The organism is Rhodoferax sp. GW822-FHT02A01, assembly GCF_038784515.1.
Classification (GTDB): domain Bacteria; phylum Pseudomonadota; class Gammaproteobacteria; order Burkholderiales; family Burkholderiaceae_C; genus Allorhodoferax.
On sequence record NZ_CP152376.1, the window covers coordinates 2076590 to 2090058 of the forward strand.

The 13469-nt window shown below is 57.1% G+C and carries 21 protein-coding genes and 1 tRNA gene; 20 read left to right on the forward strand and 2 right to left on the reverse strand.

Going from position 1 to position 13469, the window contains the following annotated elements:
* Positions 1-21: 21 nt before the first annotated feature.
* Complete coding sequence (gene proC / locus AAGF34_RS09800; protein ID WP_342620427.1) at positions 22-840, reverse strand: pyrroline-5-carboxylate reductase; 819 nt, start codon at positions 838-840, stop codon at positions 22-24.
* A 29-nt stretch (positions 841-869) separates the two neighbouring features.
* Positions 870-2360 (reverse strand): glycerol kinase GlpK, encoded by a 1491-nt coding sequence (gene glpK, locus AAGF34_RS09805; protein WP_342620428.1) that lies wholly within the window; start codon positions 2358-2360, stop codon positions 870-872.
* Between the two features lie 52 nt (positions 2361-2412).
* Between glpK and AAGF34_RS09810 the strand changes: the two genes are divergently transcribed.
* The 20 genes from AAGF34_RS09810 to AAGF34_RS09905 all read left to right on the forward strand — a co-directional run bounded on the left by AAGF34_RS09810 (position 2413) and on the right by AAGF34_RS09905 (position 13271).
* Positions 2413-4020, forward strand: coding sequence for a glycerol-3-phosphate dehydrogenase/oxidase (locus AAGF34_RS09810; protein ID WP_342620429.1), 1608 nt, complete (start codon positions 2413-2415; stop codon positions 4018-4020).
* 189 nt (positions 4021-4209) lie between these two features.
* A complete protein-coding gene (gene rplN, locus AAGF34_RS09815) occupies positions 4210-4578 on the forward strand; it encodes a 50S ribosomal protein L14 (RefSeq protein ID WP_007861702.1) in 369 nt (122 codons plus the stop codon).
* Between the two features lie 9 nt (positions 4579-4587).
* Positions 4588-4908, forward strand: coding sequence for a 50S ribosomal protein L24 (gene rplX, locus AAGF34_RS09820; protein WP_342620430.1), 321 nt, complete (start codon positions 4588-4590; stop codon positions 4906-4908).
* Positions 4909-4910: 2 nt separating this feature from the next.
* A complete protein-coding gene (gene rplE / locus AAGF34_RS09825) occupies positions 4911-5450 on the forward strand; it encodes a 50S ribosomal protein L5 (protein WP_342620431.1) in 540 nt (179 codons plus the stop codon).
* A gap of 8 nt (positions 5451-5458) precedes the next feature.
* Positions 5459-5764: a 30S ribosomal protein S14 gene (rpsN, locus tag AAGF34_RS09830; RefSeq protein ID WP_313874944.1), complete on the forward strand. Its 306-nt coding sequence runs from the start codon at positions 5459-5461 to the stop codon at positions 5762-5764.
* A gap of 18 nt (positions 5765-5782) precedes the next feature.
* Positions 5783-6178, forward strand: coding sequence for a 30S ribosomal protein S8 (rpsH, locus tag AAGF34_RS09835; protein WP_342620432.1), 396 nt, complete (start codon positions 5783-5785; stop codon positions 6176-6178).
* A 22-nt stretch (positions 6179-6200) separates the two neighbouring features.
* Positions 6201-6734: a 50S ribosomal protein L6 gene (gene rplF / locus AAGF34_RS09840; protein WP_342620433.1), complete on the forward strand. Its 534-nt coding sequence runs from the start codon at positions 6201-6203 to the stop codon at positions 6732-6734.
* A gap of 11 nt (positions 6735-6745) precedes the next feature.
* Entirely contained in the window at positions 6746-7111 is a 366-nt protein-coding gene (gene rplR / locus AAGF34_RS09845; protein WP_342620434.1) for a 50S ribosomal protein L18, read from the forward strand.
* Positions 7112-7129: 18 nt separating this feature from the next.
* On the forward strand, positions 7130-7654 hold the full coding sequence (gene rpsE, locus AAGF34_RS09850; protein ID WP_342620435.1) for a 30S ribosomal protein S5: 525 nt from the start codon (positions 7130-7132) through the stop codon (positions 7652-7654).
* A gap of 15 nt (positions 7655-7669) precedes the next feature.
* Positions 7670-7852: a 50S ribosomal protein L30 gene (gene rpmD, locus AAGF34_RS09855; protein ID WP_342620436.1), complete on the forward strand. Its 183-nt coding sequence runs from the start codon at positions 7670-7672 to the stop codon at positions 7850-7852.
* A gap of 10 nt (positions 7853-7862) precedes the next feature.
* Complete coding sequence (gene rplO / locus AAGF34_RS09860) at positions 7863-8294, forward strand: 50S ribosomal protein L15 (protein WP_342620437.1); 432 nt, start codon at positions 7863-7865, stop codon at positions 8292-8294.
* A 23-nt stretch (positions 8295-8317) separates the two neighbouring features.
* The gene (gene secY, locus AAGF34_RS09865) at positions 8318-9628 is read left to right on the forward strand and encodes a preprotein translocase subunit SecY (protein WP_342620438.1); all 1311 of its coding nucleotides are present in this window, start codon (positions 8318-8320) and stop codon (positions 9626-9628) included.
* Between the two features lie 18 nt (positions 9629-9646).
* Positions 9647-9865, forward strand: a complete 219-nt coding sequence (infA, locus tag AAGF34_RS09870; protein ID WP_342620439.1) for a translation initiation factor IF-1 — start codon at positions 9647-9649, stop codon at positions 9863-9865.
* A 59-nt stretch (positions 9866-9924) separates the two neighbouring features.
* The gene (gene rpmJ, locus AAGF34_RS09875) at positions 9925-10038 is read left to right on the forward strand and encodes a 50S ribosomal protein L36 (protein ID WP_012348927.1); all 114 of its coding nucleotides are present in this window, start codon (positions 9925-9927) and stop codon (positions 10036-10038) included.
* Between the two features lie 24 nt (positions 10039-10062).
* Positions 10063-10428 carry a 30S ribosomal protein S13 gene (gene rpsM / locus AAGF34_RS09880; protein WP_342620440.1) on the forward strand — a complete coding sequence of 122 codons (366 nt, stop codon included), beginning with the start codon at positions 10063-10065 and terminating at the stop codon, positions 10426-10428.
* A 19-nt stretch (positions 10429-10447) separates the two neighbouring features.
* A complete protein-coding gene (gene rpsK / locus AAGF34_RS09885) occupies positions 10448-10852 on the forward strand; it encodes a 30S ribosomal protein S11 (protein ID WP_342620441.1) in 405 nt (134 codons plus the stop codon).
* Between the two features lie 81 nt (positions 10853-10933).
* Positions 10934-11557, forward strand: a complete 624-nt coding sequence (gene rpsD, locus AAGF34_RS09890; RefSeq protein ID WP_342620442.1) for a 30S ribosomal protein S4 — start codon at positions 10934-10936, stop codon at positions 11555-11557.
* Between the two features lie 106 nt (positions 11558-11663).
* On the forward strand, positions 11664-12653 hold the full coding sequence (gene rpoA / locus AAGF34_RS09895; protein WP_342620443.1) for a DNA-directed RNA polymerase subunit alpha: 990 nt from the start codon (positions 11664-11666) through the stop codon (positions 12651-12653).
* 124 nt (positions 12654-12777) lie between these two features.
* The gene (rplQ, locus tag AAGF34_RS09900; RefSeq protein WP_342620444.1) at positions 12778-13176 is read left to right on the forward strand and encodes a 50S ribosomal protein L17; all 399 of its coding nucleotides are present in this window, start codon (positions 12778-12780) and stop codon (positions 13174-13176) included.
* 18 nt (positions 13177-13194) lie between these two features.
* Positions 13195-13271 (forward strand) — tRNA-Met (locus AAGF34_RS09905).
* The last annotated feature ends 198 nt before the right edge of the window (positions 13272-13469 follow it).

The window sequence follows — 13469 nt, forward strand, 5'->3', positions numbered from 1 at the left end:
AGTGAATCCTGTGTGACAAACCTAGGCAGCGCTGCCGAATTCGTCGCCCATTTCCTTGGCGCGGTTGCGGGCTGCATGCAGCGCCTTGGCAAACAGCGCCTTCACGCCGCTTTCGTCCATGGAGGTGATGGCTGCATAGGTGGTGCCTCCTTTGGAAGTGACGCGCTGGCGCAGCACCTCGGGAGACTCGGTGGATGCCCGCGCCAGCTCGCCCGCGCCGATGAAGGTGGCCACGGCCAATTGGTAGGCCTGCTCTGCAGGTAAGCCCATTTCTGCCCCGGCAGCGGTCATGGCTTCCATGAAATAGAACATATAGGCCGGGCCGGAGCCCGAGATGGCGGTCACCGCATCGAGCTGCTCTTCACGCTCCAGCCAGAGGAACTGGCCCGTGGTGGCAATCACTTCCCCCGCCCATTGGCGATCAGCAGCGTTGACCCCGGCGCGCGGATACAGCGCAGTGATGCCTTTGCCGATTAGCGCCGGGGTATTGGGCATGCAGCGGATGATGCGTTCATTGCCCAGCCAGGCGGCGACGCTGTCGCTGCGAATCCCCGCGGCCACGCTCAGGTGCAAGGCGTTGGCGGTGTACGCCTTGGTTTGCAGAGCGGCGTCCTTGAAGGTCTGGGGTTTGACGGCCCACACGATCAGGCCGGCACGTGCCAGTTCGGGGCCGGGTGCGCTCAGTGCATCTATGCCGAACAGCTCCTTGAGCTTGGTGCGTGCTTCTTCATAAGGTTCCACCACCAGGATGTCGCTGGCGGTCATGCCCTGTTTGATGAGGCCGCCGATGATGGCGCTGGCCATGTTGCCGCCGCCTATGAATGCAATGGTTTGTGTCATACAGATCGTCTTGTGGAAAGGGAATGGTTTTACAAAATGGTTTGGTGCACCGCGTGCTCCCAGCGTTGCATGTGTTCTTGCACCTGCGCACGGGACATGGTGGGCTCGAACCGGCGCTCGGCGCGCCACAGGGCACTGAGTTCTTCCGTGCCCTGGTACACACCTGTGGTGAGGCCAGCCAAATAGGCCGCGCCAAGTGCTGTGGTTTCCGTCACGACGGGGCGCACCACGGCAATGCCCAGCAGATCCGCCTGGAATTGCATCAGCAGGTTGTTGACGCAGGCACCGCCGTCCACGCGCAGTTCGGATACGGGTGCACTGCCTGCGCTGGCGGCGTCGCGTGCCATGGCTTGCAGCAGGGCAGCACTCTGGAAGGCGATGCTCTCCAGCGCGGCACGCGCAATATGTGCCAGCGTGCTGCCCCGGCTTAACCCGGTGATGGAGCCGCGCGCATCGGGCTTCCAGTATGGAGCGCCCAGGCCGGTAAAGGCGGGCACCACCATCACGCCGCCGGAGTCGGGCACGCTCTCTGCCAAGGCTTGCACCTGTGCGCTGTGGTCTATGGCGTGCAGGCCATCACGTAGCCATTGCACGACGGCGCCACCCACGAATACGCTGCCTTCCAGGGCGAATTCCGGTGCCGCTGTGGTTTGGGCAGCGCTGGTGGCGATCAACCCGTTGCCCGAGGTTTGAAAGGCCGTGCCGGTGTGCATCAGCATGAAGCAGCCGGTGCCATAGGTGTTCTTGGTCATGCCGGCGCGAAAGCAGGCCTGACCGAACAGCGCGCTCTGCTGGTCTCCGGCAACACCGCCTATGGGGATGGCGCGACCCAGTTGGGAGGGGCTCGCCTCACCAAAGTGGGAGGCGCTGGGTTGAACCGAAGGCATCAGGCTGACTGGAATATCCAGTGCGGCCAGCAGCTCGGTGTCCCACTGGTTGGTATGTACGTTAAACAGCATGGTGCGTGAGGCATTGCTCACGTCGGTGGCATGGACCCGTCCTTCGGTCAGGTTCCAGATCAGCCAGCTGTCCACGGTTCCGAAGGCCAATTCCCCGTTGGCGGCCCGGGCACGCGCGCCGGGTATGTTGTCCAGCAGCCACTTGAGCTTGGTGCCCGAAAAGTAGGCGTCCAACAGCAGGCCCGTCTTGCTGCGGATGGGGTCCGCCCAACCTTGGGCGCGCAGCTCGGCGCAAAGCGGCTCTGTCCTGCGGTCTTGCCAGACGATGGCGTGGTGAATCGGGGTGCCAGTCTTGCGGTCCCAGACCACGGTGGTCTCGCGCTGGTTGGTAATGCCGATGGCGTGGACCTGCGCGGCGGTGATGCCCGCTTTCTCCAGGGCCTGGCAGGCGGTGGCCCGTTGCATCTGCCAAATCGTGTTGGCATCGTGCTCCACCCAGCCGGGTTGGGGGTAGATCTGCGGCAATTCCATCTGCACCATGGCCTGGATCGTGCCGCGTGTATCGAAAACAATGCTGCGCGAACTGGATGTGCCCTGGTCCAGGGCCAGCAGGTAAGACATGGCATTCCTTTCGTGATAATCGGGGCAGATCTGCCACTTTCAAAGAACACGCATGCTAACTCCCCAGTCACCTCTTTTGACCCACCGCGCTGAGCTGATGGCACGTCTGGCAGAGGATGTGGTGTACGACCTGGCAGTTGTGGGGGGCGGTGCCACCGGCCTGGGCGTGGCACTGGACGCAGCGGCGCGTGGGTTCAAGGTGGTGGTGCTGGAGTCGCACGACTTTGCCAAGGGAACCTCATCACGGGCAACCAAGCTGGTGCACGGTGGGGTGCGGTATCTGGCCCAGGGCAATATTTCGCTGGTGCGCGAAGCCTTGCACGAGCGCACCACGCTGCTGCACAACGCGCCGCACCTGGCGCAGCCGCTGGCCTTTGTGGTGCCGTCCTATCGGTGGTGGGAAGCGCCTTTCTATGGTGCCGGACTCACCATGTACGACGTGCTGGCTGGCAAGGCAGGGCTTGGGAAGACCCGCTTTTTGGGTGCGCTCGCCACTGCCAAGGCACTGCCCACGGTCCGCACCGCGGGTCTTAAAGGCGGCGTTCTGTACTGGGATGGCCAGTTCAACGATGCGCGGCTGGCTTTGGCCCTGGCGCGCACGGCAGCGTCCAAGGGGGCCCTGCTGGTCAACTACTGTGGCGTCAAGGAGCTTCTCTATAAGGAGGGGAAGATTTCTGGCCTGGTGGCACAGGACACCTTCAGCGGTGCGGAGTACCAGGTTCAGGCGCGCTGCGTGGTCAATGCCACAGGCGTCTGGGTGGACTCTCTGCGCGAGATGGACAGCGCCGCGCACAGCGCGGGCGGTGGTCGTGCGGTCAAGCCCATGGTGGCACCCAGCCAGGGCGTGCACATCGTGGTGGACCGGGACTTCCTGGATTCGAATTCGGCACTGATGGTGCCCAAAACCTCGGATGGACGGGTGTTGTTTGCCGTGCCGTGGTTGGGCAAGGTCATTCTGGGCACTACCGATACGCCGCGCCATGATCTGGCGCGCGAACCGCAGCCATTTGCGGAAGAGGTGGAGTTCATTTTGAAGGAGTCGGCCCGCTACCTGAAGCGTGCACCTACGCGAAAGGATATCAAGAGCATCTGGGTCGGGTTGCGTCCCTTGGTCAAACCCCAGGATGAGGACGGCGAAAGCACCAAAGCCATCAGCCGGGAGCACACCGTGATTGTCAGCCGCAGCGGGCTGGTGACCGTCACCGGCGGCAAATGGACTACCTACCGCGCCATGGCGGAGGATGTGCTTAAAAAATGTGCAGAAAAGCACTTGTTGCCCGCACGTCCGGAAGGTCAGACCACGGATTTACGCCTGGTCGGGGCGCAATTCGGGTCGGAATTCACCCCGGTCTCGGTCAGCCAGGCAGAGGGCGGGCACTCGTACGGAAGCGAAAAAAACCTGGTGGAGGCTTTGCCGGGGGCTGGCGTCGTTCTTGCCGCGGGGCTGACAGAAGCCATGGTGCGTTTTGCCGCGCGCCACGAATACGCCGTCACGGTGGAAGATGTGCTGGCCCGCCGTTGCCGCATGCTCTTCCTGGACGCCAGGCTGGCGGCAGAACTGGCGCCGCGCGTGGCCCAAATACTGCAGGAAGAAGCGGGAATGGACCCCAAACTGGACGATTTCATCCAGTTGGCGCGCCACTATTTGCAAGTCCCCTGAAAAAAGTTGTTGACCGCCCAGAAAAGCGTGGGCATAATTGTGGGCTTCGCTTGAAAAAGTATGAAGGTTCTGCCCAAATGAAGGTCGCTTGAGTGGTTTGAGCGGCGGACAGCGGGCCCAAGACTGACTTGATGAGATGGTTTGCCATGAGGCAGATGTTGATTCAGGTGCAAGTTGGGAATATTTGAAATGATCCAAACTGAATCTCGATTGGAAGTTGCCGACAACACCGGCGCTAAGTCCGTCCTGTGCATCAAAGTGCTGGGTGGTTCTAAGCGTCGCTATGCAAGTGTTGGCGACATCATCAAAGTTAGCATCAAAGAAGCTGCTCCGCGCGGCCGCGTCAAAAAAGGCGAGGTCTACAGCGCTGTGGTGGTTCGTACGGCCAAGGGCATCCGCCGTGGCGACGGTTCTTTGGTGAAATTCGACGGCAACGCAGCAGTGTTGCTCAACGCCAAGCTGGAGCCCATCGGCACCCGCATCTTCGGACCGGTTACGCGTGAATTGCGTACCGAGAAGTTCATGAAGATCGTGTCCCTGGCTCCTGAAGTTTTGTAAGGACCCGCCATGAACAAGATTCGCAAAGGCGACGAAGTCATCGTTATCGCAGGTCGCGATAAGGGCAAGCGCGGCAAGATCAGCCTGCGCAAGGATGACTCTCACGTCATCGTAGAGGGCATCAACCTGGTGAAGAAGCACACCAAGCCCAATCCGATGAAAGGCACAACCGGCGGCATCGTTGAGAAGACCATGCCTATCCACCAATCCAACGTAGCCATCTTCAATGCGGCTACCGGCAAGGCGGACCGTGTTGGTATCAAGGTGCTGGCGGATGGAAAGCGCGTTCGCGTTTACAAGTCCAGCGGCGAAGAAATCAAGGTGGCATAAGCATGGCACGTCTTCAACAACACTATCGCGAAAAAGTAGCGCCTGAGCTGACAGCCAAGTTTGGCTACAAGTCGCCCATGCAAGTGCCTCGCCTGACCAAGATCACCCTGAACATGGGTGTGAGCGAAGCGGTCGCCGACAAGAAGGTCATGGACAACGCCGTGGGCGACCTGACCAAGATCGCTGGCCAGAAGCCCGTGGTAACCAAGTCCAAGAAAGCTATCGCCGGTTTCAAGATCCGCGAAGGCCAGGCCATTGGTTGCATGGTGACCCTGCGTGGCGTGCAAATGTATGAATTCCTGGATCGTTTCGTTACCGTGGCTCTGCCCCGTGTACGTGACTTCCGTGGTATCTCTGGTCGTGCTTTCGACGGTCGCGGTAACTACAACATCGGCGTCAAAGAGCAGATCATTTTCCCTGAGATTGAATATGACAAGGTGGATGCCTTGCGCGGCCTCAATATCAGCATCACCACGACGGCCAAGACTGACGAAGAGTGCAAGGCACTGCTCGCAGCTTTCCGTTTCCCGTTCAAGAACTGAGGTGACCTGTGGCTAAAATGGCTTTAATCGAGCGCGAGCTCAAACGCGACAAGTTGGCTGCCAAGTACGCTAAGAAATATGCGGAACTGAAGGCAATTGCTGGTGACGCAAAGCGTTCTGACGAAGAGCGTGCTGCAGCCCGTCTGGGTCTGCAAAAGTTGCCCCGCAACGCAAACCCCACACGCCAACGCAACCGTTGCTCCATCACCGGTCGTCCCCGTGGCACGTTCCAGCACTTCGGTCTGGCACGCGCAAAGATTCGTGAAATGGCTTTTGCCGGTGAGATCCCTGGCATCGTCAAGGCCAGCTGGTAAGCGACAGGAGAATCCAATATGAGTATGAGTGATCCCATCGCCGACCTGTTGACACGCATCCGCAATGCGCAAATGGTGGCAAAGACGACAGTGTCCGTGCCCTCTTCCAAAGTGAAGATTGCGATTGCCCAAGTGCTGCAAGACGAAGGCTATATCGACGGATTCAAGGTTTCTACCGAAGGTGGAAAGTCTGAACTCCAAATCGCACTGAAGTATTACGCCGGTCGCCCTGTGATCGAGCGCATTGAGCGTGTGAGTCGTCCCGGCCTGCGCGTTTACCGTGGCAGCGATGCTATCCCCCAAGTCCAGAACGGATTGGGTGTGGCTATCGTGACAACACCCAAGGGTGTGATGACTGATCGCAAGGCGCGCGCTTCCGGTGTCGGTGGCGAAGTGCTGTGCTACGTCGCCTAAGCCACATTGAGGAGTATTTAAGATGTCCCGTGTAGGCAAACTTCCCGTCACCATTCCCGCAGGTGTGGATGTGTCCATCAATGCAGGCCAGATCAGTGTCAAAGGCACTGGTGGCGCTCTGCAATTGACACTGAACACCCTGGTGAATGTGGCCAATAACGCAGGCAAGCTGAGCTTTGCCCCTGCTAACGAATCCCGCGAAGCAGATGCCATGGCTGGCACCATGCGTCAGCTGGTGAACAACATGGTGGTCGGCGTGACCAAAGGCTTCGAAAAGAAGCTGAGCCTGATCGGCGTGGGTTATAAGGCCCAGGCTACAGGCGCCAAGTTGAACCTGGCTGTGGGTTATTCGCACCCCGTGAACATTGACATGCCTGCCGGCATTTCGGTGGCCACCCCCACACCTACAGAAATCCTGATCAAGGGCGCTGACCGTCAGCGCGTTGGCCAGATTGCTGCTGAGATCCGTTCTGTTCGTCCTCCCGAGCCTTACAAGGGCAAGGGCATCCGTTATGCGGACGAGAAGATCACGATCAAAGAAACCAAGAAGAAATAAGGAGCTGCATCATGTTGACCAAAAAAGAGCAGCGTCTTCGCAGAGCCCGTCAGACGCGTATCCGTATCGCTACACAAGGTGTTGCCCGTTTGACCGTGAACCGTACCAACCTGCACATCTACGCCAGCGTTATCTCTGGCGACGGTGGCAAGGTGATCGCTTCTGCTTCCACGGCAGAAGCCGAAGTGCGCAAGGCATTGGGTGCTACTGGCAAGGGCGGAAACGTCGCAGCAGCAGAGATCATTGGCAAGCGTGTGGCTGAGAAGGCCAAGGCTGCTGGTATCGAGAAGGTTGCATTCGACCGCGCAGGTTTTGCGTACCACGGCCGTGTCAAGGCGTTGGCTGATGCCGCACGTGCGGCTGGCTTGCAGTTCTAAGCAGATCGGAATACACAAATGGCTAAAGTTCAAGCAAAAATGCAAGGTAAGGCCGAGGGTCCTGAGGACGGTCTGCGCGAGAAGATGATCGCGATCAACCGCGTCACCAAGGTTGTGAAGGGTGGTCGTATTCTCGGCTTCGCTGCACTGACCGTGGTGGGTGACGGTGATGGTCGCATCGGTATGGGCAAGGGTAAATCCAAGGAAGTTCCTGCTGCTGTGCAGAAGGCCATGGAAGAAGCCCGTCGCAACATGCTGAAGGTTTCCCTGAAGAACGGCACCATCCATCACAAGGTGATGGGTCACCACGGTGCTGCCAGCGTCATGATGGCTCCGGCTCCCAAGGGTACCGGCATCATTGCAGGCGGCCCAATGCGTGCCGTATTCGAAGTGGTTGGCATCACCGACATCGTGGCCAAGAGCCACGGTTCTACCAATCCCTACAACATGGTCCGTGCGACTCTGGATGCCCTGTCTGTGTCTACGACACCGGCTGAAGTGGCTGCCAAGCGTGGCAAGACTGTCGAAGAACTCTTCGCGTAATCGGAGATTTCAAACATGACTACACAACAAACCGTCAAAGTCCAATTGGTGCGTAGCCCGATTGGTACCAAAGAGTCCCACCGTGCCACCGTGCGCGGCCTGGGTCTGCGTAAGCTCAACAGCGTCAGCGAACTGAAGGATTCTCCTGAAGTGCGCGGCATGATTAACAAGATCAGCTACCTGGTCAAGGTTCTCTAAGAGGTTGATGATGGAACTCAATGACATCAAACCCGCAGAGGGTGCAAAACACGCCAAGCGTCGCGTTGGTCGCGGTATTGGCTCCGGTCTGGGTAAAACGGCTGGTCGTGGTCACAAGGGACAAAAGTCCCGCTCCGGTGGCTACCACAAGGTTGGTTTCGAAGGCGGACAGATGCCTATGCATCGTCGCTTGCCCAAGCGCGGCTTCAAGTCACATTTGCTGAAGTTCAATGCGGAAATCACTTTGACTGCCCTGGAAGCCCTGGGCGTTGCTGAAGTGGATCTGTTGACCTTGAAGCAAGCTGGTGCCGTGGGTGAGATTGCCAAGGTTGTGAAGGTGATCAACACCGGCGCAATCACCAAGGCTATCAAGCTGACCGGTATCGGTGCTACTGCTGGTGCCAAGGCTGCTATTGAAGCAGCTGGCGGAAGCGTTGCCTGAATTGCTGACTGAAGGATATCCACGTGGCAACTAGCGCAGCTGATATTGCAAAGACAGGTAAGTTCGGTGACTTGCGTCGCCGGCTCGTCTTCTTGCTGCTTGCGCTGGTGGTGTACCGTACCGGAGCGCACATTCCTGTGCCTGGTATCGATCCATCGCAGTTGCAGCAGCTCTTCAAAGGGCAGCAGGGTGGCATATTGAGTTTGTTCAATATGTTCTCCGGTGGTGCGTTGTCTCGCTTCACGATCTTTGCATTGGGGATCATGCCGTACATCTCGGCATCCATCATCATGCAGCTGCTGACCTATGTGCTGCCCTCGTTTGAGGCGCTGAAAAAGGAAGGCGAAGCAGGTCGTCGCAAGATTACGCAGTTCACGCGTTACGGCACGTTGGGTCTGGCGTTGTTCCAGTCTCTGGGTATTGCAGTTGCGCTGGAGTCTTCTGCAGGTCTGGTGATCGCCCCGGGATTCGGTTTCCGTCTGACTACGGTGGTTACCTTGACGGCAGGAACGATGTTCCTGATGTGGCTGGGTGAGCAGATCACCGAGCGTGGTCTGGGCAACGGTATATCGATCTTGATCTTCGGCGGTATCGCGGCAGGTTTGCCCAATGCCATTGGCGGTCTGCTCGAGCTGGTGCGCACTGGTGCGATGAGCATCATCGTGTCGCTGCTGATCGTGGTATTGGTTGCGCTGGTAACGTATTTCGTGGTGTTTGTGGAACGCGGTCAACGCAAGATACTGGTCAACTATGCCCGCAGGCAGGTTGGCAACAAGGTCTACGGTGGACAGTCTTCCCATCTGCCTCTGAAGCTGAATATGGCAGGTGTGATTCCTCCCATCTTTGCTTCCAGCATCATCTTGTTGCCGGCGACGGTGGCAAACTGGTTCAGTACTGGTGACTCCATGCGCTGGCTGAAGGATATCTCCAGCACACTGAGCCCAGGCCAGCCCGTGTATGTGATGCTGTATGCCGCTGCGATCGTGTTTTTCTGCTTCTTCTATACGGCGCTGGTTTTCAACAGCCGTGAAACTGCAGACAACCTGAAGAAGAGCGGCGCGTTCATTCCAGGCATTCGCCCGGGTGACCAGACTGCAAAGTACATTGACAAGATCTTGTTGCGCCTGACTTTGGCAGGTGCGGTCTACATCACCTTCGTGTGCTTGTTGCCCGAGTTCTTGATATTGAAATACAACGTGCCGTTTTACTTCGGTGGAACGTCGCTACTGATTATTGTGGTGGTCACCATGGACTTCATGGCCCAAGTGCAGAACTACTTGATGTCCCAGCAATATGAATCACTGTTGAAGAAGGCGAATTTCAAGTCTTCTTAGGGCAGTGTGGGGTGGTAGATGGCAAAGGACGATGTCATACAGATGCAGGGCGAGGTGGTCGAAAACCTACCAAACGCCACCTTCCGTGTGAAATTGGAAAATGGCCATGTGGTGCTGGGGCACATATCCGGAAAAATGCGAATGCATTACATACGGATACTGCCCGGTGACAAGGTAACAGTTGAGATGACGCCGTACGATTTAACCCGTGCACGCATCATCTTCAGAGCAAAGTAATATCGCAGGTTCCGCGCGATTCAAAGTCGGAACATGGCGAAGGTTTTTAGGAGAGAAATATGAAAGTTTCGGCTTCGGTCAAGAAAATTTGCCGTAACTGCAAAATTATCCGACGCAAGGGCGTTGTGCGCGTGATCTGTACAGATCCACGCCACAAGCAGCGTCAGGGTTAATTGCAAGAGTTTTAGAGGACGAAAATGGCACGTATCGCTGGCATCAATATTCCGCCGCAACAGCATTCTGAAATTGGCCTGACGGCTATCTTCGGAATTGGTCGCACCCGCGCACGCAAAATTTGCGAAGCTTGTGGCATCGCATATTCCAAGAAGGTCAAGGACTTGACCGACGCGGATTTGGAAAAAATTCGCGATCAAATCGCTCAGTTCACCATCGAAGGTGACCTGCGTCGTGAAACAACCATGAACATCAAGCGTTTGATGGACATTGGTTGCTACCGTGGATTCCGCCATCGTCGCGGTCTGCCCATGCGTGGTCAGCGCACGCGTACCAACGCACGTACCCGCAAAGGCCCGCGTAAGGCCGCTGCGTCTTTGAAGAAATAATCGGGATTGAGAAACCACTATGGCAAAAGCTCCCTCCAATAACGCAGCACAGCGCGTTCGCAAGAAAGTCCGCAAGAACGTTGCTGACGGTATCGCTCACGTGCACGCTTCGTTCAACAACACCATCATCACCATCACCGATCGCCAAGGCAATGCGTTGTCCTGGGCATCGTCGGGTGGCCAAGGCTTCAAGGGCTCTCGCAAGTCCACTCCGTTTGCAGCACAGGTTGCTTCCGAAGTGGCTGGACGTGCAGCACTTGAGCAGGGCATCAAGAACCTTGACGTTGAAATCAAGGGACCTGGTCCTGGACGTGAGTCCTCTGTGCGTGCTTTGGCCGCATTGGGCATTCGCATCAACATGATTGCTGACGTGACACCGGTGCCGCACAACGGCTGCCGCCCACAGAAGCGTCGTCGCATCTAATTATTCACAAGCCCACCGCCACCATCTCTTGATGGTGGCTCCCGCATTTCTGTGCGGAAGATGACATAAAAGGAAGTTCAAGTGGCACGTTACCTAGGCCCCAAGGCCAAACTCTCCCGCCGTGAAGGCACCGACCTGTTCCTGAAGAGCGCACGACGCTCCATCGGCGACAAGGCCAAATTCGATTCCAAGCCTGGTCAGCACGGTCGCACTTCTGGTGCCCGTACGTCTGACTACGGTCTGCAACTGCGTGAGAAGCAGAAGGTCAAGCGCATGTATGGCGTGCTGGAGCGTCAGTTCCGCCGCTATTTTGAAGAAGCTGATCGCCGTCGCGGCAACACCGGTGCCAATCTGCTGTTCCTGCTGGAATCGCGTCTGGACAATGTGGTGTACCGCATGGGCTTTGGCTCCACTCGCGCCGAAGCGCGTCAGCTGGTGTCCCACAAGGCCATTACCGTGAACGGCAACTCCGTGAACATTCCTTCCTACATGGTCAAGGCTGGTGACGTGATCGCTCTGCGTGAAAAGTCCAAGAAGCAAAACCGTGTGGTGGAAGCCCTGCAATTGGCTGCACAAGTTGGCATGCCTGCCTGGGTGGACGTGAATGCTGACAAGGCTGAAGGTACCTTCAAGGCCGTGCCCGATCGTGACCAGTTCGGTGCTGACATCAACGAATCCCTGATCGTTGAGTTGTACTCACGTTAATTCGTCTGAGTATTTGAATTCGTTCCCTGACTGAAGGGCACTTTAGTCAGGGTGCTTCACCAGCCTTACCGATGTAACGAGTCGGGGGTATTGAGAGGAAGTCTGCATGCAAAACAGTTTGCTGAAACCAAAATCCATTAGCGTAGAACAGCTCGGTACGAACCGTGCCAAGGTGGCCCTGGAGCCCTTTGAGCGTGGTTACGGTCACACCTTGGGCAATGCGCTGCGTCGCGTGTTGCTGTCGTCCATGCCCGGATTTGCAGCAACCGAAGTCACCATCGCTGGCGTGCTCCACGAGTACTCCTCCATTGATGGCGTCCAGGAAGACGTGGTCAACATCCTGTTGAACCTCAAGGGTGTGGTGTTCAAGCTGCACAACCGCGAAGAAGTGACACTGAGCCTGCGTAAGGACTCCGAAGGTGTTGTGACTGCGGCCGATATCCAGACTCCTCATGACGTGGAAATCATCAACCCCGGTCATGTCATTGCCAATCTGTCGCATGGCGGCAAACTGGACATGCAGATCAAGGTTGAAAAGGGTCGTGGCTACGTGCCTGGAACCATGCGCCGTCATGCTGACGAACCCAACAAGTCCATCGGCCGTATCGTGCTGGATGCGTCGTTCTCTCCGGTCAAGCGTGTCAGCTATACCGTGGAAAGCGCTCGCGTCGAACAACGTACCGATCTGGACAAGCTGGTGGTTGAGATCGAAACCAACGGCGCCGTGTCTGCTGAAGACGCAGTGCGCGCATCGGCCAAGATTCTGGTCGAGCAGTTGGCTGTATTTGCACAGCTCGAAGGTAGCGAGTTGGCTGCATTCGATGCGCCTGCCCCGCGTGGCAATACGCAGTTCGATCCTATCCTGCTGCGTCCAGTGGACGAGTTGGAGTTGACAGTTCGTTCTGCCAACTGCCTGAAGGCCGAGAACATCTACTACATCGGTGACCTGATTCAGCGTACCGAAAATGAGTTGCTCAAGACCCCTAATCTGGGTCGCAAGTCGCTCAATGAAATCAAGGAAGTGTTGGCTTCCCGCGGTTTGACTTTGGGCATGAAGCTCGAAAGCTGGCCGCCCGCTGCACTGGAAAAACGCTAAGTTTTCGCCAAGAGCGTTAACTAGCGCTTTTGCTAGCAACTTTTAATTAAATCTGCCCCTCCCGGGGTAACGCGCCTAGGGCAGTACCTGATACGGCTGCCCAACATAACTGAAGGAAATTACCATGCGCCACGGATACGGACTACGCAAACTCAATCGCACCACATCGCACCGCCTCGCGATGCTGCGCAACATGATGAACTCGCTCATCGAGCACGAAGTCATCAAGACCACTGTGCCCAAGGCCAAGGAATTGCGCCGCGTGGTTGAACCCATGATCACCCTGGCCAAGGAAGCAACTGTAGCCAACCGCCGTCTGGCGTTTGACCGCCTGCGTGACCGTGACAGCGTGACCAAGTTGTTCAATGACCTGGGACCCCGTTTCAAGACACGTCCTGGTGGTTACACACGTATTCTGAAGATGGGCTTCCGCGTTGGTGACAATGCGCCCATGGCATTGGTTGAATTGGTGGATCGCCCTGAAACTTCTGCTGCAGAAGCTGACGCAATCGCTGCAGAATAAGGTATACTACTAGCTTACCGCGCGATGGAGCAGTCTGGTAGCTCGTTGGGCTCATAACCCAAAGGTCGGAGGTTCAAATCCTTCTCGCGCAACCAACAAGCATGCGGGTTTTCGCAACAGTTAAGGCTCACTTAGGTGGGCCTTTTTTGTTTGTAGCCAAACCGTAGCCAAATTCTAGCCAATCTGTAGCCAACCGAGTTGTTGATCACACGAGATGTGACCATAAGGTCATAGCCAGGTCTGGAGATGTTTCGATACCGTTCGTTTGACTAGAAATTCAGGTGGAGTGATCA

What these genes read in the sequence shown, in the direction of transcription:
- rpoA (WP_342620443.1), top strand. Translation starts at nt 11,664, where the DNA reads ATGCAAAACAGTTTGCTGAAACCAAAATCCATTAGCGTAGAACAGCTC.
- rplO (WP_342620437.1), top strand. Translation starts at nt 7,863, where the DNA reads ATGGAACTCAATGACATCAAACCCGCAGAGGGTGCAAAACACGCCAAG.
- rpmJ (WP_012348927.1), top strand. Translation starts at nt 9,925, where the DNA reads ATGAAAGTTTCGGCTTCGGTCAAGAAAATTTGCCGTAACTGCAAAATT.
- rplE (WP_342620431.1), top strand. Translation starts at nt 4,911, where the DNA reads ATGGCACGTCTTCAACAACACTATCGCGAAAAAGTAGCGCCTGAGCTG.
- rpmD (WP_342620436.1), top strand. Translation starts at nt 7,670, where the DNA reads ATGACTACACAACAAACCGTCAAAGTCCAATTGGTGCGTAGCCCGATT.
- rplX (WP_342620430.1), top strand. Translation starts at nt 4,588, where the DNA reads ATGAACAAGATTCGCAAAGGCGACGAAGTCATCGTTATCGCAGGTCGC.
- rplN (WP_007861702.1), top strand. Translation starts at nt 4,210, where the DNA reads ATGATCCAAACTGAATCTCGATTGGAAGTTGCCGACAACACCGGCGCT.
- rplQ (WP_342620444.1), top strand. Translation starts at nt 12,778, where the DNA reads ATGCGCCACGGATACGGACTACGCAAACTCAATCGCACCACATCGCAC.
- rplR (WP_342620434.1), top strand. Translation starts at nt 6,746, where the DNA reads ATGTTGACCAAAAAAGAGCAGCGTCTTCGCAGAGCCCGTCAGACGCGT.
- glpK (WP_342620428.1), bottom strand. Translation starts at nt 2,360, where the DNA reads ATGTCTTACCTGCTGGCCCTGGACCAGGGCACATCCAGTTCGCGCAGC.
- AAGF34_RS09810 (WP_342620429.1), top strand. Translation starts at nt 2,413, where the DNA reads ATGCTAACTCCCCAGTCACCTCTTTTGACCCACCGCGCTGAGCTGATG.
- rpsM (WP_342620440.1), top strand. Translation starts at nt 10,063, where the DNA reads ATGGCACGTATCGCTGGCATCAATATTCCGCCGCAACAGCATTCTGAA.
- rpsH (WP_342620432.1), top strand. Translation starts at nt 5,783, where the DNA reads ATGAGTATGAGTGATCCCATCGCCGACCTGTTGACACGCATCCGCAAT.
- rpsK (WP_342620441.1), top strand. Translation starts at nt 10,448, where the DNA reads ATGGCAAAAGCTCCCTCCAATAACGCAGCACAGCGCGTTCGCAAGAAA.
- rplF (WP_342620433.1), top strand. Translation starts at nt 6,201, where the DNA reads ATGTCCCGTGTAGGCAAACTTCCCGTCACCATTCCCGCAGGTGTGGAT.
- infA (WP_342620439.1), top strand. Translation starts at nt 9,647, where the DNA reads ATGGCAAAGGACGATGTCATACAGATGCAGGGCGAGGTGGTCGAAAAC.
- proC (WP_342620427.1), bottom strand. Translation starts at nt 840, where the DNA reads ATGACACAAACCATTGCATTCATAGGCGGCGGCAACATGGCCAGCGCC.
- rpsE (WP_342620435.1), top strand. Translation starts at nt 7,130, where the DNA reads ATGGCTAAAGTTCAAGCAAAAATGCAAGGTAAGGCCGAGGGTCCTGAG.